We start from the raw sequence: 19,976 nt of genomic DNA on the forward strand, positions 1-19,976 counted from the left end.
TGTTAATGTTACGTAAACGTAGCCAAATCCGTGATTACAAAGCAGAAGCACGACTATTTACTAGTCGTGCTTTTGTTGCGTTTATAGGGATCATCGTGATGATGTCGATGTTGGTTGTTAACCTGTATAACATTCAGGTCAACCAGTATCAGGACTATAAGACTCGCTCCAACGACAACCGTATCAAGGTCGTTCCAATCGCCCCCAATCGCGGTTTGATTTACGATCGCAATGGCATCCTCCTTGCTGAAAACCGTCCTGTTTTCAACTTAGAAGTTACACCAGAAAAAATTAAAAATATGGATGATACTATCGTCCGTTTACAAACTTTAATCGATATTCCGCCAGAGCGTATCGAACGCTTTAATCGTGATCGCCGAAATTCACGACGTTTTAAATCCGTTCCAATTTTAAACCAACTGACTCAAGAGCAAGTGGCGGTTTTTTCCGTAAATCAGCACAAGTTTCCGGGCGTTGAAGTGACGGGTACACTAAAGCGTTTTTATCCGTATGGTGATGTACTGACCCACGTTATTGGCTACGTATCTCGTATCAATGACCGAGACATACAACGACTAGAGCGCGAAGAGAAATACGCCAATTATCAAGCGACTCGTGACATTGGTAAACTAGGTATTGAAAGGTACTACGAAGATACGCTGCATGGGACAGCGGGTTACCAAGAAGTCGAAGTTAACAGCCGTGGTCGAGTCATTCGCACATTAAAATTTGTTCCTTCCATTCCAGGTAAAGATATTGTTCTCAACCTCGATATCAACCTACAACTTTATGTGCATAAAATACTTGATGGTCGTCGTGGCTCAGCTGTTGTTCTCGATCCGAAAGATAACGGTGTACTGGCTATGGTTTCCAGCCCAAGCTATGACCCAAACGCCTTTGTTCATGGTATATCTTCAAAAGGTTATAACGCCTTATTACAAAACAAAGATAGGCCTTTGGTTAACCGTGCAACGCTAGGTATTTATCCACCAGCTTCTACTATCAAACCATTCATTGCCGTTGCAGCTCTTCAAGAAGGCGTAATAACTCCGAATACAACGCGTAATGACCCCGGTTATTGGAAGATACCAAACTCGAAAACAAAACCGTTCCGTGATTGGCGTCGCTGGGGACACGGTGAAGTTGATATTGTCCAAGCCATTGAAGAATCTGTTGATACGTTTTTCTACCAAATATCCTTTGATCTAGGCATAGATCGTTTATCTAAGTGGATGATGCTATTTGGCTTTGGGGACTACACTGGAATCGATATTTACGAAGAAAGTAAAGCCAACATGCCTACTCGTGAATGGAAGATGGCAAGGCACCGTGTGCCTTGGTATCAAGGTGACACCATTCCTGTTGGTATTGGCCAAGGCTACTGGACAGCCACACCTATGCAAATCGCCAAGGCCACCTCTGTATTAGTCAACGAAGGTAAAGTGACAGCACCTCACTTGTTGCGCTCGACGATTGAGAATGCCCAGCCGTTCGATGAACAAACAATATCAGAGATCGTAACTTACCCCCCTATTAACGGTGTTAAACAAAAGTACTGGGATATAGCGCAAGAAGGTATGAGGTTGGTAAACCACGGGCGTAAAGGTACGGCAAGACGCTCATTCCGAAATATGTCTTACCAAACCGCGGGTAAGTCAGGAACAGCACAGGTCTTTGGCTTGAAGGAGAATGAAGAATACAACGCTGACGAGATTGCCGAGCACTTACGCGATCACGCTCTATTTACTGGTTACGCTCCTTTTGAAAACCCCGAAGCAGTAGTCACCATTGTTTTAGAAAATGCAGGCGGCGGTTCATCAAATGGTGGGCCAGTAGTAAGACAAATTCTAGACCATATTATCCTTGCAGAAGATGACGACAGTAAGGCAACAAAATAATGAAACTTGATCCTTCAACAGGGAGAAACAGAGCCTTATTTGAAAGGCTGCATATCGACCTAACACTATTACTCGGTATCCTAGCTTTAATGGGCTTCGCCTTACTGATAATGTACAGCGCGAGTGGTCAAAGCCTCGCAATGATGGATCGCCAGGCCATGCGCATGGCACTCTCCTTGGGGGTTATGATTTTCTTAGCGCAAATTTCGCCTCGTACCTACGAAACCTTAGCTCCACTGCTGTTCGCTGTTGGTGTCATTCTACTATTGGGTGTGTTATTTTTTGGTGAAGCTTCTAAAGGTGCACAGCGTTGGCTAAACTTCGGCTTTGTTCGATTCCAGCCTTCTGAACTATTGAAACTTGCGGTACCTTTGATGCTGGCACGGTTTATCGGTAAGCGCTCACTTCCGCCCACCTTACAGACCTTGACACTCTCTTTAGTCATGGTTCTTGTACCGACTATTTTAATCGCTAAGCAACCCGATTTAGGAACATCGATACTCATCGCTGCGTCAGGTATCTTCGTAATATTCCTTTCAGGTATTAGTTGGAAGATCATCGCCAGTGCCGCAATTGCTCTTGGCGCGTTCATTCCAATTCTGTGGTTCTTCTTGATGCGCGAATATCAAAAAGTACGGGTAAGAACCCTTTTTGATCCTGAATCCGATCCATTAGGTGCGGGTTACCACATCATTCAGAGTAAGATTGCGATAGGTTCTGGTGGGATATCAGGAAAAGGTTGGCTGCAAGGCACGCAGTCTCAACTGGAGTTTATCCCAGAACGACACACCGACTTCATTTTTGCAGTAATTGCCGAAGAGTGGGGCATGATTGGTATTTTGTTTTTGCTTGCTATTTACCTGTTTATTATTGGGCGAGGATTAATACTTGCGAGCCAAGCTCAAACGGCATTTGGCCGAATGATGGGCGGCAGCATTGTATTGAGCTTCTTCGTCTATATTTTTGTAAACATTGGTATGGTAAGTGGCATCCTTCCAGTTGTAGGTGTTCCCCTTCCTCTGGTTAGTTATGGCGGTACTTCAATGGTTACCCTTATGGCTGGTTTTGGTATTTTAATGTCTATCCATACACATAGAAAAGCATTCTCAAAGGCGACCTAATCGATGACTATTACAACGTTTCCAAAAAAATCATCCTTGGTTGATGAACTGCCAATCAAAAAAATAGTCTCTATCTTAGGGCTAGCGATTTTAATTAATGGTTGTTCTTCACAGCAGCCAACAGGCCGCTACGATATTGATTCAGACATTGCACCAGACGCACCTATCTCGGTAGAGCATTTAGAGGACGCTCACCCTCAGTATGAACCGTACAGCTTAGGTGGTAACACGGATTACACTCTGCGTGGCGAAAACTACAAAATAGTACAAAAGACCCAAGGGTTTACTGAGAAAGGCAAAGCCTCTTGGTACGGTAAGAAATTTCATGGTCATTTAACGTCTAATGGCGAGATCTACGACATGTATTCGATGTCTGCAGCGCACAAAACATTACCCATTCCAAGTTATGTAAAAGTGACGAATACCGACAATAACAAAACCACGATTGTTCGTATCAATGACCGTGGCCCATTTCATGAAGGCCGAATCATTGACCTTAGTTATGCGGCGGCTTACAAGCTCGATGTTTTGAGAACGGGCACGGCTAATGTGGAGATTGAAGTCATCACAGTCGCTATGCCGACCGATGCGAATAAAAAAGCCACTTTACCGCAATTTATCATTCAGGTTGCCACATCTCGGCACAAAGACAGAACTGAGAACTTAGCCAAAGATCTAGGTGGAAAGCTTGCAGTAGCAACTTTCTTACAGTCAAATGATGATAACTACCGTCTGATGCTTGGGCCATTTCATGACTATGCGCTGACTCAAGAGAAATTAAAACAGGTTAAGCTTATGGGTTACCCGTCAGCTTATATAAAAAAACACACACTAACTCGCTAATTAATCTAACAGTTACTTCTGGTAATCAGCGCTCTGGTGTGACAGAGTGATTCTGTTAAGATATGAATAGTTAACCAAATAATTGCATTCAAAATGATTAAATCTAATAAACTTGTTAAATCGATTTTTGCTACTTCTGTTGCGCTTTCAGCAACAATAGCTACATCATCATTCGCCGCTCCTATTGTTGTTCCTGACGCACCCCAAATCGCCGCTAAAGGTTTTGTTCTAATGGATTACCATTCGGGCAAAGTACTAGCCGAGAAAGAGATGAACACTCAGCTTTCTCCAGCAAGTTTAACCAAGATGATGACGAGCTACGTGATCGGCCAAGAGCTTGATCGTGGTAACATCAACCTAAACGACGACGTTGTAATCAGCGAAAATGCTTGGGCTAAAAACTTCCCAGACTCATCTAAAATGTTCGTTGAGGTTGGTACAACGGTTAAAGTTGAAGAACTGAACCGCGGAATCATTATTCAATCAGGTAACGATGCTTGTGTTGCTATGGCCGAACACATTGCCGGATCTGAAGACGCATTTGTAGACCTCATGAACGCATGGGCAAGCTCTATCGGCATGAAAGACACCCACTTCGCTAACGTGCACGGTTTAGATAACCCGAATCTATACTCAACGCCTTATGATATGGCTCTACTTGGTCAGGCGCTGATTCGCGACGTTCCTGATGAGTATCGTATCTACTCAGAGAAAAAGTTCACTTACAATGGCATAACCCAATACAACCGTAACGGCCTGTTATGGGACAAGAGCATGAACGTTGATGGCATTAAAACTGGCCACACGAACAACGCAGGTTACAGCCTAGTAAGCTCAGCAACAGAAGGAAAAATGCGCTTAGTTGCTGTTGTTATGGGCACTAAGAATACAAACGCTCGTAAGACCGAAAGCAAAAAACTACTTAGCTACGGTTTCCGTTTCTTCGAAACAGTTGCACCACATACAGCTGGCGAAACCTTCGTAGAAGAGAAAATCTGGATGGGTAGCCAAGATACCGTTGCTTTAGGCGTAGACGAAGATACTTTCGTTACTCTTCCTCGTGGCCAAGCGAAGAACCTAAAGGCAAGCTTCGTTCTTGAAAAAGAGCTAGAAGCGCCAATCAGTAAAGGCGATGTTGTAGGTAAGCTGTTCTATCAAGTAGACGGTGAAGACGTTGCTGAATACCCACTGCTTGCACTTGAAAATGTAGAGCAGGGCAGCCTATTTAGCCGTCTGTGGGACTACTTGGTACTGCTTTTCAAAGGTTTCTTCTAACGAGTTAAAGGTTTGCTCTAAACAATACCTAAACTTCTTACAAAGCTAACCTAATGAGTAAATTCATAATTTACTCATTAACGAAAAAAAGCCGCTATGTGCGGCTTTTGTTGATCTTGAGTTCGATGATATTTACACGTAATATTCCGCCTTATTACTCGTGTCTATTAACCGAACACGCTTTTTATCGACATATCGCCAATTTGCGAGAGTCTAGCCTTTTGGAGCTAATCATGAACATCAATTCTGATGCAAAACTAAAAGACCTCTTAGAGTTCCCTTGTTCATTCACTTACAAGGTAATGGGCCACGCTAAGCCAGAACTGACTGAGCTAGTGCTAGAAGTGATCCAGCGTCATGCTCCTGGTGACTACAGCCCAACACTAAAACCGAGTGCGAAAGGTAACTACCACTCTGTTTCTATCAATATTACTGCGACGTCAATCGAACAAGTAGAAACACTATATAAAGAACTGGGCGAGATCGAAATCGTTCGGATGGTTCTGTAGTTTTCGATTACGCATGAATAACAGCGGCTTATTGCCGCTGTTTTTATTTAAAGCTTTCTATTAATACCGAATTCATTCAACTTAATTTTAAATAAATACAAAGAAAGTTGAAAAACCTTGCAGTCCGTCTGTAGTTAGAATCATGTTTCGCGTTTATAATGCGTTCACTTTGTTAATCCTTGAGGGAGTGCTGATTTGCAAAATAAGCTAATTGTAAAAAAATTAGGTCGTCAGGATTACGAACCTGTATGGAAAGCCATGCATAAATTCACAGACGAACGCACAGAAGAAGATGTAGACCAAGTTTGGTTAGTTGAACACAACCCTGTCTTCACTCAAGGACAAGCAGGTAAAGCTGAGCATGTATTAAATGCTGGTGATATCCCTGTGGTACAAAGCGATCGCGGTGGCCAAGTGACTTATCACGGCCCGGGTCAGTTAGTCGCTTACTTTTTGATTAATATCCGCCGCAAGAAATTCGGAGTACGTGATTTGGTGACTCATATCGAGAACCTCGTAATCAATACTATGAAAGCTTACAATATAGATTCAGCTGCCCGACCTGACGCTCCTGGTGTCTATGTCGATGGCAAGAAGATCTGTTCACTCGGATTACGTATTCGACGCGGCTGCTCCTTCCACGGGCTAGCACTCAACGTTAATATGGATCTGTCTCCTTTCCTACGCATTAACCCATGTGGTTACCAAGGTATGGAAATGGCACAAGTAAGCCAACTCGGTGGACCAAGTGAACTAGAAAACGTTGAGCAACAGTTAATACAAGAGCTTGTAGAATTACTCGATTATGACCAAGTAGACATTCAAGCCACCAGTAACATTACAGCAGAAGCATAAAATCATGAGCAAACCAATCCAAATGGAAAAAGGCGTTAAATATCGTGACGCTGACAAAATGGCATTAATTCCCGTAAAGAATATGCCTGCTGAACAGAAAGAAGTTCTACGCAAGCCTGACTGGATGAAGATTAAACTGCCTTCAGACAGCCATCGTATCCAAGAAATCAAATCTGCAATGCGCAAAAACAACCTACATTCAGTTTGTGAAGAGGCGTCTTGTCCTAACCTAGCCGAGTGCTTTAACCACGGTACGGCAACGTTTATGATTCTTGGCGCTATCTGTACTCGCCGCTGCCCGTTCTGTGATGTTGCCCATGGTCGCCCGGTTGCTCCTGAAGCAGAAGAGCCGAAGAAACTGGCTAAGACGATTAAAGACATGAAACTGAAGTACGTAGTAATCACTTCAGTTGACCGCGATGATCTACGTGATGGTGGCGCTCAGCACTTTGCTGACTGTAACCGTGAAATTCGCGAGCAAAACCCAAATATTCGTATCGAAACACTGGTTCCAGACTTCCGTGGCCGTATGGACGTTGCACTTGATCTAATGAAAGACAACCCGCCAGATGTTTTCAACCACAACCTAGAGACAGCGCCACGCCTATACCGTAAAGCGCGTCCAGGTGCGAACTACAAGTGGTCTCTTGATCTACTGAAGAAATTCAAAGAGCAACACCCTGATATTCCAACAAAGTCAGGTGTGATGATGGGGCTTGGTGAGACAAAAGAAGAGATCGTTCAAGTACTGAAAGACCTTCGTGAGCATGGTGTAACTATGCTGACACTAGGCCAATACCTAGCGCCAAGCCGTCACCACTTACCAGTAGAACGTTACGTGCCGCCTTCTGAGTTCGATGAACTAAAAGATATTGCTCTTGAACTAGGCTTCACTCACGCCGCTTGTGGCCCATTTGTACGTTCTTCTTACCATGCCGACTTGCAAGCTCAAGGTATGGAAATTAAGTAATCACATTGCTTAAACCAAAATTGAAAAGGCGCTGAACTGTATGTTCAGCGCCTTTTTTCTATAGAGTAAAACAAGTTTGTTCGATATAAAAACAACAAGGCTACTCAATAAGAGTGGCCTTGATCTGCAGGTCTAATGCTCTAGGCAGTAAATGATTACTAACCGAAAGAAGCCCAAATAACCGTTGCCACTAAGATTGGGCATACGAACTTCACATACATTGGCCACACTTTACCAAACCAGCCAAGTTGAAAATCAGGACAGCCTTGCTCAAGCTCTTTCACTTTTGAAGATCGGCTCCACACCCAGCCGCCAAACAGGCAGAACATCAGTGCTGCAATCGGTTGAAGGTATTGAGTCGCTATCATCGCAACCATGCCAAACATCGCAGCAAAGTTGTAGACAATCACCACACTGAACAGTGCAATAGCACCACCAATAACCCAACTCGTTGCTGTTCGTCTGGTATTGAAACGCTCGCTCACTAGCGCTACAGGCCCTTCTAGCATCGAAATTGAAGAAGTAAGGGCAGCTATCGTTAGCAACAAGAAGAAGACAATTGCGAAGATCTGACCAAGTACACCTAAGCTATCAAACATCAAAGGCAAAACTGTAAACACTAAAGTATCAGAACTTAACAACGAGCCATCTTCCGCATAGATTTGAACGCCTTTTTGCATCGCAACAAACATCGCAGGCATCACGACCAAACCCGCAATAAAAGCAACCGCGGTATCAACCAAAGTAACGTTCATTGCCATTTTTGGCAGATTTTCTTTCTTGCTTAAGTAAGAACCATAAACCAACATTGAGCATCCACCAATGGTTAGTGAGAAGAACCCCTGCCCCATCGCTGCTAGAATCAGTTTTCTATCCCACACCTTTTCAAAGTCTGGTACTAAATAGTGCTTTAGGCCTTCCATCGCACCAGCTTGCGTCATGATGTAAACAAACAATAAACCAAACAACACAAACAGTGCTGGCATCAAACGCGTCGACCACTTCTCGATGCCTTGCTTAACACCACCCTGTACAATCAGAATAGTCAGTATATAGAACGCTACGGTACCAAATACATTGCGCTCAACACTGAAGCCTTTAAACCAATCCGCAATAGCCTCTAGGCCAATCAGATCAGCAACAGCACCAATCAGGAAACAGATCAACCAGCCGCCAACAATGCTATAGAAAGCTAATACTGCACTTGGGACACTTAAGCCAATCAAACCAACAAATTCACCGACTTTTTTGCCTAAAGGTTTTTTAGTCAAAGAACGCATGCTATCTACTGGATTGGCTTGGCCGTGACGCCCAATCGCCATCTCAACCACCAGCATTGGGAAAGCAACCACGAAGATCATGAACAAATAGACTAAGAGAAAAGCGCCACCACCGTTACTGGCAACTTGGGTTGGGAATCCCCAAATATTTCCCAAACCAACAGCGGCACCAGCCGCTGCTAAAATAAAACCCAAGCGAGAGCTAAAATGCTCTCTAGAAGAGGAAGATTGTTGCTCCATATTTCTCACATTAAAATCAGCGAACTAGTTTGATAGTACAATAATAAAAAGTAATGTTAGTCACAACCAATAAATGAAGAATTCGCTAACTTTTTTAACTCATTCACTATTTAGAACCACTAAACCAGCATAAATCCAGTTTTATTAATCACAATGCATCGATAAAACCAGATAGCCACCTACAATAAAGCCCACCAATACTAAAATAACCTTATCGACTCAATCCAATAGAAACAAAAAAAGCACCAACCGGTGCTCTTTTTATTCCTATCCACTTCAGGTTAGATCGTAAATACCTGATAACCTTTTAGGTTCGGAATGATTTCATGCAGCTCTTGCTCTTGTTCTACCATCTCATCTAGAGAATCACAAAACTCAGCCGTTTCTTCTTCTACTTGTTGAGCATGCTCTTTCATTCTCTCTTCTACTTTAAGCTTTAATTCAGCCATACTATCAGCCAACTCGGTAAGATTTAATCCACCCTCTTGCTTCATTTTCTCTGACATCGCATTAAAAGCGCTAGAGATAAACTCTTGGTTAAAGATTTTCTTAGCCTTATCGAAATCTTCAGACCAACCATTGGCCATCGAGTCGAAACTATTAGCTGGCAGCACTAACTCACCGTCTTTATAGTAACGAGCTTCTAGTTCAGTGAAGTACTCTTTCATTGACTCTTTTACATTATCAAAAGACTCAGGAGAATCGAGGCTAGCAGCAATATCATCAATAACGTCATTGGCTAGCGCTAGGCTATCGTTAGCCATTTGTTTCGCTCGTGGTAAATACTCATTCATGTTGTCACGGTATTTCTCTATCGCTGCTTGTTGATCAGCATCGAGTTCAACCTTTTCACCATGGATATAGAGATCATTATTGTTATCAAAGACAGCAGTATCACCATTCACTTGGTGGATTTCGACTTTTTGATCATCGATTCGTAATTCATTCTTCAAATCAACATGACACTGAGCAGCAAACGTTGGCAAGCTCACAACAGCTATTGCAGCTGTTAGTGATGCAATTAATACATTGTTTTTCATAACATCCTCTCATCAATCTTACAAAGAACTATACCCGTGATTTATAATTCTTTGTCAGAGAAACGTTTTATATCGAGCGTCATTCAATCGATAGACACGACTTCATAACAAAACAGTTTGTCAGCGACCTTAAACTCTATCTCATCACCAACTTCTTTGCCCATCAGAGCCTTACCAAAAGGTGCATTCACCGTCACGATAGCGATCTCATGATGATTCCACGTAACAGAAAGTCCTCCGACTCTCGGTCCAATGAAAAAGTGTTTATATTCATCATTTTCATCAATGACCACAACATAGCTGCTTACTGCAATCTTTTCACTGTCACGTAATACTAGATTCCGGTAGCACTGGATATCATCTTCGCATTCTTGCACTCGCAACGCTTGTCCATGAGCAAGATACGAGGCTTCTAATGCCAATGTATCATACTTATGCTCTGGCACAGTTTCTTCATCGGTCGCAGCGTCAATGGCTCGCTGAGTAGCAGATTGTGCGATACGTAATCGGGATTCGAGTTGCTCTAAGATTATTTGTCGAAGCTCGGACTTATTCATACTTTTGGGGTGCTTTTCTATAGGAGCTACAGAATAGAATTAGGTACAATCAGGTGCAAGACATTTGATTCATCAAGCGACGCTATCACCGATAAGCGCCGCTTTAGCATCAGTACGACACTTAATAACTCAGGTAGAGCATAAATGATTGAGCAGAAGCTAAAACAAGTATTCGGATTCGACTCACTGCGTAATGGACAAAAGCAAGTCATTGATAATGTTCTATCTGGTCACTCGACTGCCGCGATATTCCCGACAGGCTCTGGTAAATCTCTGTGCTATCAATTACCAGCATTAGAGTTACCGCACTTAACCTTGGTAATATCGCCGCTGTTAGCCTTGATGAAAGACCAACTCGCTTTCCTGCACAGTAAAGGTATTAGCGCAGCTGCAATCGAATCCAGCCAAGACAGACAAACCACACAACAGGTTATGCAGTCGGTACGTAACGGTGACACCAAGATACTGATGATCTCCGTTGAGCGCTTGAAGAACGAACGCTTTCGCCAGTTTATCTCCCAAGTGCCAATCTCACTGCTTGTGGTCGATGAAGCGCACTGTATTTCAGAATGGGGACACAACTTCAGACCCGATTACCTGAAGCTTCCTCAATACCAAAAGCAGCTCAATATTCCTCAGGTTCTACTACTGACAGCCACCGCAACCACCTCGGTTATTCAAGACATGAAGTCAAAGTTTGAAATTGATGAGGAGCGCGTGGTAGTGACGGGGTTCTATCGTCAAAACCTCGACCTGTCGATTCAACCTTGCGAACAAACCAGCAAGCTAGAAACCTTGTGCAATGTCGTTAACCAAGCTTCTCTCGCTCCGACTATTGTTTATGTCACCCTTCAACAAACAGCAGAGATGGTGGCTCAGCAACTTCGTAACGCTGGCGTTAATGCCGTGGCTTACCATGCGGGTCTTAAGCCTGAAAACCGAGATGCAATTCAACATCAATTCATGAATGATGAAGTGAGCTGTATCGTGGCAACCATTGCTTTTGGTATGGGCGTGGATAAGTCCAACATTCGCCGAGTGATTCACTTTGACTTACCAAAGTCGATAGAAAATTACTCGCAAGAGATCGGCAGAGCTGGCCGAGACGGGCAAGCGTCTGAATGTATTCTACTCGCTAACAAACATGGTTTAAGCACACTCGAAAACTTCGTTTTTGGTGATACGCCAGACAACATATCTATCCAAGCGGTATTAAAAGAGATCTACGAAAATCAAAACATTGGCGCTTCTGGCTCGAATCAATGGGAGATCATGCTTAACCAGCTATCACGTGAGTCCAACATTCGTCAGTTACCGCTAAAAACACTACTGGTGTATCTTGAAATTGAAGGCGTGATTGAGCCGAAGTACAGCTACTTTGCTGATTACAAATTTAAGTTCATTCGTCCGAAACAGCAGATCACAGAGCAATTTCAAAGTGAACGTCGTCAATTTGTCGAAGCGATCTTCCAATGTTCACCTCAAGCTAGAGTGTGGTGCCAAGTCGACTTCGATGCGCTTTGGACTCACTTCCAAGCAGATCGCCAGCGTGTGATTGCGGCTATCGACTACTTCAATGAACAAGGTTGGATTGAACTAGAAAGCAAGCAGATCACCGATGTCTACGCAATCCACAATACTTCTGAAGATATGATGCAACTGTCAGAGCGCCTTACTGAGTTGTTTAAAGCAAAAGAGCACAGCGAGATAAACCGCCTTAACCAAATGCTGAATTTCTTTGAGGCGGATACTTGCTTAAGCTCACGCCTTGCCAGTTACTTTGCCGATGACAAAGTCCCTACCAAATGTGGACACTGTTCAGTATGTCGAGATCAAGTCGCAATGTTACCCACTGTTGATGTTGAACCAATTGATGATGAGACGGTGATAAAATGGATTCATGAGTTTGTATCGAAGAGCCAACAATTGATTACCGACGAAGCCATTACTCGTTTTCTATGCGGAATCGCCACTCCGCTTTCAACCAAACTTAAAGCGAGCAAGATGATCGGTTACGGCAAGCTCGAACAACAACCATTCAGTGATACCTTAGCGCGAGTTAAACAGCTTCCTAGGTAACCCAAGTTTTTACTTATAGAAGAAACCGATTAGGCTGTAAAGTCTAGTCGGTATCAAACAACATCACTTCTAAAACTAAACTCTCAACTCCTTTCCCTAAAAGAAACTCAGCTGACGCATCTGGTCTTTCGGTTGTAACACCACACTCAAGCCAAGTAAGCGGATTTCTCTTCCTTGTTGCCTTTTCAGTATTTCACTTAGCAGTTCTTTGAAGTGTTCTCGATCAAGTGAAGCATGTATGTGCTCAATCGTGGTTTGCTGAAAATCGGCGAATTTGAGCTTAATACCTTGCTTGATGATCGCTTTACTTGGGTTAGCCTTTTCTAAGCGAGTTTCGAGTTCAGGAAACAGCTTGTCTTCAATCACATGCCAACATTCTGCGTAGGTCGATATATTTTGAGTAAAGGTTCGCTCCACACCTACCGACTTTCTTTCACGCTCAGTAATCACTTCTCGGTCATCAATACCATGGCTGCGCTTCCAAAGTGATGCACCTTGACGGCCAAACTTGAGCAGTAAGTCGCGATAGTCAGATTCTTTGATATCTTTACAAGTAAAGAAGCCAGCTTGATGTAACTTTTCAATGCTCACCTTACCGACACCGGGAATGCTTTCGAGTGGTAACTGGTCGATCACCGCTTGCACGTCTTGCGGAGGGATAACAAACTGACCATTTGGCTTATTCATATCTGAAGCGACTTTCGCTAGGAACTTTATCGGAGCAATACCAGCAGAAGCCGTGAGGTTGAGTTCATTCCATATATCACGCCGAATCGATTCTGCGATCAGTGTTGCCGAACCATGACACTTTGTCGACTCTGTAACGTCAAGAAATGCTTCATCTAGAGAGAGAGGTTCAATCATCGAAGTGTATCGAGAAAAAATTTCTCGAATTTTTTTGGATATCTCGACATAAACCGACATCCTTCCAGGGACAACCAACAAGTTAGGGCAAAGCTGTAGCGCTTTCCCTGTGGGCATAGCAGAACGAACTCCAAACTTGCGAGCCTCATAGTTACACGTACTTAAAACGCCACGCTGCTTTTCATGACCACCTACTGCCAGTGGTCGATTTCGATAAACAGGGTTATCACGCATTTCTACAGCCGCGTAAAAACAATCCATATCAACATGGATTATCTTTCTTATTTTATCTTCGACCACACTAGACATCTAAGAATAGCTCAACCTTACAACTGTATCTATAAACAGTATAATAAATTATTATCAGGTTTAAAACGACTGAAATCCCACCAAGAAAAAAGGTTCATCACAACAAAAAAAGCTCAAGACAGTCGTCTTGAGCTTTTCATTAAAAATTCTCTGGAGGCGAGATAACTCTACACCCTAATAACTATCATCAGTTAAGCGATACGATCTTTATTCCAAGACGCTTCTTTCTGTTGACGCTCTGCTAGTTTCTCTTCACGGTATGCTTCCCGTGCTTCACGCTTCTTACGCGCATCACAAGGTTCAGGGCAGTTACATACTTTATCAATACCAACAGCCCCCAAACCACCACAGCTACCTTTTACAACTTTCTTTTGGATAATATAACCAATTGACATCGCTGCGATTACTGCAAGAAAAACACCAAATGTAATCAGAAATGTATTCATAATTCTCTCGCTTACCTTATTTACTTAAGTATGGCTTAAATGCTTCAGAAGCAATCTCTTTAAAGCCATCTGCTGTTTTAACCACCATGAACACAGGAATGTTATGTTGGTTTGCGATTTCCATTCCCTTAACCTCACCTAAGACCATAAGGCCAGTAGATAAGCCGTCTGCAGTCATTGAAGACGGATCCAATACAGTTACAGAAACCACTTTATGATGAAGAGGCTTTCCTGTTTCTGGGTTGATGATGTGAGAGTAACGAACACCATCACGTTCATAATAATTACGGTAGTCACCAGACGTGGCGATCGCCATATCACCCGGCTCAATGATCTCTTGAATAGTGCGCTCTTCAACACTTGGTTTCTCTATCGCAATACGCCAACCGACACTTTCACGATTTAGACCTTTCAGACGGATTTCACCACCTACTTCTACCATGTAATTATGAATACCAATTGAATCAAGGTAATCTGCGACCACATCCACGCCCCAACCTTTTGCAATGGTTGAAAGGTCAACATACAGATTCGGTAAATCTTTAGTTAGCTTATTACCTTCAACGCTTAGATGATGTATTCCTACCTTTGCTTGACGAGCCGCTAATTCTTCATCTGTTGGGACGACTTCAGGTCGCGCTTCAGGGCCAAAGCCCCATAGATTAACTAATGGGCCAACCGTGACATCTAATGCTCCTTGAGTAACTCCGTTCAAACGAATCGCTTCTTTCACAACAGTCGCAGTCTGTTCGGAAACTTCGAATGCATCAGCAGCAAGGTGTTGATTAAAAAGGCTCAGTTCAGAGTCTTCACGGTAAGTCGACATCTGGTCGTTCACTTGTTCAAGTAAACGATCAACCTCAGTATGAACTTCGTTAGACTCAGGAAACTCATCACCATTGATGTATTTAATATTATAACTGGTACCCATTGTTGGGCCACTTAAATGCACTTGTTCTCTTGGCTGTTCACAGCCTGCAAGAAAAATTAAAGAAGTTAATGCAACAAGCCAAATTCTCACTTGCTTACTCCTGTCTAATGTTGAGGATTTATATAAGGAAAAATAAGAGTAAAAAATAGGTACTTTGAATGCCTTACTCTTTCTTATATAAGCCAGTATGTTGTCAAAAATAGTCTTAGAAAAACAAATGGCTGACTCGTGAGAGTCAGCCATAATATCAATCACTTAAATGGATTAACCACCGAAGTCATCCAGTAGGATGTTTTCATCTTCTACACCAAGATCTTTCAGCATGCCGATAACAGCCGCGTTCATCATTGGTGGACCACACATGTAGTACTCACAGTCTTCAGGAGCTTCGTGATCCTTCAGGTAGTTTTCGTACAGTACGTTGTGGATGAAACCAGTGTAACCGTCCCAGTTGTCCTCAGGTTGAGGATCAGACAGTGCACAGTGCCACACGAAGTTTTCATTCGCAGCCGCTAGGCCGTCGAAATCTTCAATGTAGAACATCTCACGCTTAGAACGCGCACCGTACCAAAAAGACATCTTACGAGTCGACTTAAGACGCTTAAGCTGGTCGAAGATATGTGAACGCATTGGTGCCATACCTGCACCACCACCGATGAAGACCATTTCATTATCTGTATCTTTAGCAAAGAACTCACCAAATGGACCAGAAATAGTACATTTGTCGCCTTCTTTAAGAGACCAGATGTATGAAGACATCACACCAGGAGCTACGTCAGGGTTGTTTGGCGGCGGAGTTGCGATACGAACGTTCAACTTGATGATGCCTTTCTCTTCTGGGTATGAAGCCATAGAGTAAGCGCGGATTGAGTGTTCTTTAACGATAGACTCGTAACGGAATAGGTTGAACTTATCCCAGTCACCACGGTATTCCTCTGGAATATCGTAATCTGCGTATTTCACGTGATGTGGTTCAGCTTCAATCTGAATGTAACCACCCGCGCGGAACGGTACTTCTTCACCTTCAGGGATTGCTAGAGCAAGTTCTTTGATGAAAGTAGCTTCGTTGTTATTCGAGATAACAGTACATTCCCACTTTTTAACACCAAAGATATCTTCGTCTAGTTCAATCTCCATGTCGGTTTTCATAGCAACTTGACATGCAAGACGTTCGCCTTCGCGAGCTTCGCCTTTTGTGATGTGATCAAGTTCAGTTGGTAGGATGTCGCCACCGCCAGACTTAACTTTCACACGACACTGGCCACAAGAGCCACCGCCGCCACAAGCAGAAGATACGAAAATACCAGCGCCAGCTAAGGCACTAAGTAGCTTGCTACCTGGTTGAGTAACGATCGCCTTTTCAGGATCGTCATTTACTGAAATAGTGATGTCACCTGATGGTACTAACTTAGACTTAGCGAAAAGAATCACTAGTACTAGAGCCAGTACAATAATGGTAAACATCGCTACGCCAAGAATAATACTAAACATTTGTTATTCCTTATTACTGGGTGCTTACCCTACAGTTGAACACCAGAGAAAGACATAAAGCCTAACGCCATCAGACCAACAGTAATGAACGTGATACCAAGGCCACGTAGACCTGGAGGTACGTCAGAGTACTTCATCTTCTCACGGATACCCGCAAGAGCAACGATAGCTAACATCCAACCCACACCAGAACCGAAACCGTAAACAACAGATTCAGCAAAGTTGTAGTCACGAGTTACCATGAAAGATACACCACCAAAGATTGCACAGTTAACTGTGATCAATGGAAGGAAAATACCTAGTGCATTGTACAAAGGTGGGAAGAAACGGTCTAAAACCATCTCTAGTATTTGTACAAGTGCCGCGATAACACCGATGAACGCGATGAAGTTAAGGAAACTTAAATCGATACCTTCAACAAGCGCGTTTTCTTTTAGGATGTGTGTGTAAACAAGGTTGTTTACAGGAACAGCAATGGTAAGTACTACAACTACCGCCACACCAAGACCAAAAGAAGTTTTAACTTTCTTAGATACCGCTAGGAATGTACACATACCTAGGAAGAAAGAAAGCGCCATGTTTTCGATGAAAATCGATTTAACTAGCAGACTAATATAATGTTCCATGATTACCTTACCCCTTCGCTTCTACTTGTTCAGGTTTGAACACACGAATTGTCCAAATCAAGAAACCAATTAGGAAGAACGCAGAAGGTGCTAGAAGCATCAAGCCATTCGGCTGATACCAACCACCGTTACTCACTAGAGGTAGTACTTCCATACCAAATAGTTTGCCAGAGCCTAGAAGCTCACGGAAGAAACCTACAGTGATAAGAACGAAACCGTAACCAAGACCGTTGCCAAGACCATCGATTAAAGATGGGATTGGCGCAGACTTCATTGCGAATGCTTCAGCACGACCCATTACAATACAGTTCGTAATGATTAGGCCTACGAATACAGATAGCTGCTTAGAGATATCGTATAGGTATGCTTTAAGCACTTGGTCAACCACGATTACTAGTGATGCGATAATTGCCATCTGAACGATGATACGTACACTGTTAGGAATGTGGTTACGGATCAAAGAAACGAAGAAGTTAGACAAAGCAGTAACAAACATTACCGCGATAGTCATAACAAATGCTGTTTCTAGTTTAGTGGTAACCGCAAGAGCAGAACACACACCAAGAACCTGTAGCGCGATTGGGTTGTTGTCCAACACAGGCGCTAATACGCTTTTTTTAATTTCTTTTGCACTAGACATTAGTTCAGACCTCCGTCACGAACTTTTGCTAGGAAAGGACCAAAGCCCATTTCACCTAACCAGAAGTCAAATGTATGTTGAACACCAACACTAGTTAGTGTTGCACCAGAAAGTCCATCTACACCGTGCTCTGAACCTTGAGGAGCGCCACCTTTAACTACCTTAATCGCTGGTTTGTGGTTTTCGTCGAATAATTTCTTACCAACGAACTGATCACGCCAAGTTGGGTTCTCAACTTCACCACCAAGTCCAGGAGTTTCACCTTGCTCGTAGTATGTGATGCCAGCCACAGTGTTACCATCTGTTTCTACCGCAACGAATGCGTACATCATTGACCAAAGGCCATTACCGTGAACAGGAATGATAACTTTAGAAGTTTCAGTGCCATCTTTCACTAGGTACACTGTAGCAGTGTTCGCACGGCGAATAATCTTCGCGATGTCATCGTCAGCTGAAAGCTTGATTGATTGAGCTGGATCTTTTGCTGCTTTACGTTGATTGTATTCAGCAGCATCGCCTTCAACAAAGTCGCCAGTAGCCAAATCAACTAAACGAGGTTCAATATTATCGGCGTACAGTGCTGGAATATCACCCGCAAGTTCAATGCCTGCAACTTCCAGGATCTTAGTTTGCTTATCCAGAACTGCGTTAGCTTCTTGTTTAGGTTTAAGAACAACTGCAGCTGTTGAAACGATGATTGAGCACACAAGGCTCAATGCGATAACAACAAACAGCGTCTTTTTAATGCTATCGTTATTACTTGCCATAGCGCGCTAGTCTCCGCTTAATGTTCTTCTCGATTACAACGTGGTCAAACAGAGGGGCAAATAGGTTTGCGAATAGAATCGCAAGCATCATGCCTTCTGGGTATGCAGGGTTAACTACACGGATCATTACACAAATTGCGCCGATTAAGATGCCGTACCACCACTTACCTTTGTTGGTAAATGAAGCTGATACTGGGTCTGTCGCCATGAAGAACATACCAAACGCGAAGCCACCTAGAACTAAGTGCCAGTGCCAAGGCATGCTAAACATTGCATTTGTCTCAGAACCAAGCACGTTGAACAGAGTAGAAACAGCGATCATACCGATCATTACACCAGCAATGATACGCCATGAAGCGATACGCATGTAAACGATCATCGCAGCACCAATCATAAGCGCTAGAGTCGATACTTCACCGATAGAACCTGGAATGTTACCAATGAATGCATCCATCCAAGTGATTGCTTCACCAGATGTTACGTTCATTAGTGCGCTACCACCGCCTTGAGCCCATTGGCTAAGCGCAGTTGCACCAGAGAAACCGTCTGCAGCAGTCCAAACTACGTCACCTGAAATCTGTGCAGGGTATGCAAAGAATAGGAACGCACGGCCAGCAAGTGCAGGGTTCAGGAAGTTACGACCCGTACCACCGAAGATCTCTTTCGCTACCACAACACCAAAGGTAATACCTAGTGCAGCTTGCCATAGAGGAAGTGTTGGCGGAACGATAAGCGCGAACAAGATAGAAGTGACAAAGAAACCTTCGTTAACTTCGTGCTTACGCACCATACAGAACAGAACTTCCCAGAAGCCACCAACGATAAATACCGTCGCATAGATAGGCAGGAAGTATGTCGCACCAAGTAGCATCTTACTGCCAACACCTGCGTCGGCTCCTAAGGAGGCGCCAAGCATTTCGGTTAGCCAGTAGTGCCAGTTACCATCGATAACAGAAACTAATTCAGCGCCTGCGTACATATGGTTAAGTGCTGCGATAGCTTGGCCACCCGCGTTGTACATACCCCAGAACATTGCTGGGAATACTGCGAACCAAACCATGATCATGATACGTTTTAAATCAACGCTATCACGAACGTGCGAGCTTTTCTTTGTAATAAGACCTGGTGTGTAGAACACAGTAGCTGCTGCTTCATAAAGCGCAAACCACTTTTCGTGTTTACCACCTGGCTCAAAATGATGCTCGATGTCTTCAAGAAACTTTTTAAGGCCCATG

General features: G+C 43.4%; 19 protein-coding genes. 8 read left to right on the forward strand and 11 right to left on the reverse strand.

The window, feature by feature from the left end; genetic code table 11:
* The first annotated feature begins 5 nt into the window (after window positions 1–5).
* The 7 genes from mrdA to lipA all read left to right on the forward strand — a co-directional run bounded on the left by mrdA (window position 6) and on the right by lipA (window position 7,471).
* Complete coding sequence (gene mrdA, locus ACED48_RS03640; protein WP_029627041.1) at window positions 6–1,898, forward strand: penicillin-binding protein 2; 1,893 nt, start codon at window positions 6–8, stop codon at window positions 1,896–1,898.
* Complete coding sequence (gene rodA / locus ACED48_RS03645) at window positions 1,898–3,019, forward strand: rod shape-determining protein RodA (RefSeq protein ID WP_017056784.1); 1,122 nt, start codon at window positions 1,898–1,900, stop codon at window positions 3,017–3,019. Before mrdA ends, rodA begins: the two co-directional genes overlap by 1 nt.
* Before the next feature lie 3 nt (window positions 3,020–3,022).
* A complete protein-coding gene (locus ACED48_RS03650; RefSeq protein ID WP_017056783.1) occupies window positions 3,023–3,862 on the forward strand; it encodes a septal ring lytic transglycosylase RlpA family protein in 840 nt (279 codons plus the stop codon).
* Window positions 3,863–3,955: 93 nt separating this feature from the next.
* Window positions 3,956–5,137 carry a serine hydrolase gene (locus ACED48_RS03655; RefSeq protein ID WP_017056782.1) on the forward strand — a complete coding sequence of 394 codons (1,182 nt, stop codon included), beginning with the start codon at window positions 3,956–3,958 and terminating at the stop codon, window positions 5,135–5,137.
* A 230-nt stretch (window positions 5,138–5,367) separates the two neighbouring features.
* On the forward strand, window positions 5,368–5,646 hold the full coding sequence (gene ybeD, locus ACED48_RS03660) for a DUF493 family protein YbeD (protein WP_026084358.1): 279 nt from the start codon (window positions 5,368–5,370) through the stop codon (window positions 5,644–5,646).
* Between the two features lie 195 nt (window positions 5,647–5,841).
* Window positions 5,842–6,501: a lipoyl(octanoyl) transferase LipB gene (gene lipB, locus ACED48_RS03665; RefSeq protein WP_017056781.1), complete on the forward strand. Its 660-nt coding sequence runs from the start codon at window positions 5,842–5,844 to the stop codon at window positions 6,499–6,501.
* Window positions 6,502–6,505: 4 nt separating this feature from the next.
* Window positions 6,506–7,471: a lipoyl synthase gene (lipA, locus tag ACED48_RS03670; RefSeq protein ID WP_017056780.1), complete on the forward strand. Its 966-nt coding sequence runs from the start codon at window positions 6,506–6,508 to the stop codon at window positions 7,469–7,471.
* Window positions 7,472–7,629: 158 nt separating this feature from the next.
* On the opposite strand, the gene ACED48_RS03675 is transcribed toward lipA, so the two are convergent.
* The 3 genes from ACED48_RS03675 to ACED48_RS03685 all read right to left on the reverse strand — a co-directional run bounded on the left by ACED48_RS03675 (window position 7,630) and on the right by ACED48_RS03685 (window position 10,588).
* Entirely contained in the window at window positions 7,630–8,991 is a 1,362-nt protein-coding gene (locus tag ACED48_RS03675) for a sodium-dependent transporter (RefSeq protein WP_017056779.1), read from the reverse strand.
* 281 nt (window positions 8,992–9,272) lie between these two features.
* Window positions 9,273–10,031, reverse strand: a complete 759-nt coding sequence (locus tag ACED48_RS03680; RefSeq protein WP_017056778.1) for a YggN family protein — start codon at window positions 10,029–10,031, stop codon at window positions 9,273–9,275.
* 83 nt (window positions 10,032–10,114) lie between these two features.
* Entirely contained in the window at window positions 10,115–10,588 is a 474-nt protein-coding gene (locus tag ACED48_RS03685) for a GreA/GreB family elongation factor (protein WP_017056777.1), read from the reverse strand.
* A gap of 144 nt (window positions 10,589–10,732) precedes the next feature.
* Between ACED48_RS03685 and ACED48_RS03690 the strand changes: the two genes are divergently transcribed.
* A complete protein-coding gene (locus ACED48_RS03690) occupies window positions 10,733–12,667 on the forward strand; it encodes an ATP-dependent DNA helicase RecQ (protein ID WP_017056776.1) in 1,935 nt (644 codons plus the stop codon).
* Window positions 12,668–12,763: 96 nt separating this feature from the next.
* Here the strand turns inward: ACED48_RS03690 and dinB are convergent, their stop codons facing one another.
* From dinB to ACED48_RS03730, 8 genes are all read right to left on the reverse strand, one after another.
* Window positions 12,764–13,840, reverse strand: coding sequence for a DNA polymerase IV (gene dinB / locus ACED48_RS03695; protein ID WP_029627039.1), 1,077 nt, complete (start codon window positions 13,838–13,840; stop codon window positions 12,764–12,766).
* 191 nt (window positions 13,841–14,031) lie between these two features.
* Window positions 14,032–14,286, reverse strand: a complete 255-nt coding sequence (gene nqrM, locus ACED48_RS03700) for a (Na+)-NQR maturation NqrM (RefSeq protein WP_004735214.1) — start codon at window positions 14,284–14,286, stop codon at window positions 14,032–14,034.
* A gap of 16 nt (window positions 14,287–14,302) precedes the next feature.
* On the reverse strand, window positions 14,303–15,307 hold the full coding sequence (locus tag ACED48_RS03705) for an FAD:protein FMN transferase (protein WP_017056774.1): 1,005 nt from the start codon (window positions 15,305–15,307) through the stop codon (window positions 14,303–14,305).
* A 174-nt stretch (window positions 15,308–15,481) separates the two neighbouring features.
* Window positions 15,482–16,708: an NADH:ubiquinone reductase (Na(+)-transporting) subunit F gene (gene nqrF / locus ACED48_RS03710; protein WP_017056773.1), complete on the reverse strand. Its 1,227-nt coding sequence runs from the start codon at window positions 16,706–16,708 to the stop codon at window positions 15,482–15,484.
* A 29-nt stretch (window positions 16,709–16,737) separates the two neighbouring features.
* A complete protein-coding gene (gene nqrE / locus ACED48_RS03715) occupies window positions 16,738–17,334 on the reverse strand; it encodes an NADH:ubiquinone reductase (Na(+)-transporting) subunit E (RefSeq protein ID WP_017056772.1) in 597 nt (198 codons plus the stop codon).
* A gap of 7 nt (window positions 17,335–17,341) precedes the next feature.
* Complete coding sequence (locus ACED48_RS03720; protein WP_017056771.1) at window positions 17,342–17,974, reverse strand: NADH:ubiquinone reductase (Na(+)-transporting) subunit D; 633 nt, start codon at window positions 17,972–17,974, stop codon at window positions 17,342–17,344.
* Window positions 17,974–18,741 (reverse strand): Na(+)-translocating NADH-quinone reductase subunit C, encoded by a 768-nt coding sequence (locus ACED48_RS03725; RefSeq protein WP_017056770.1) that lies wholly within the window; start codon window positions 18,739–18,741, stop codon window positions 17,974–17,976. The genes ACED48_RS03720 and ACED48_RS03725 overlap by 1 nt, the downstream gene beginning before the upstream one ends.
* Window positions 18,731–19,975 carry an NADH:ubiquinone reductase (Na(+)-transporting) subunit B gene (locus tag ACED48_RS03730; protein WP_017056769.1) on the reverse strand — a complete coding sequence of 415 codons (1,245 nt, stop codon included), beginning with the start codon at window positions 19,973–19,975 and terminating at the stop codon, window positions 18,731–18,733. The genes ACED48_RS03725 and ACED48_RS03730 overlap by 11 nt, the downstream gene beginning before the upstream one ends.
* Between the last annotated feature and the right edge of the window lies 1 nt (window position 19,976).

Source organism: Vibrio sp. 5S239, assembly GCF_041439575.1.
Classification (GTDB): domain Bacteria; phylum Pseudomonadota; class Gammaproteobacteria; order Enterobacterales; family Vibrionaceae; genus Vibrio; species Vibrio kanaloae.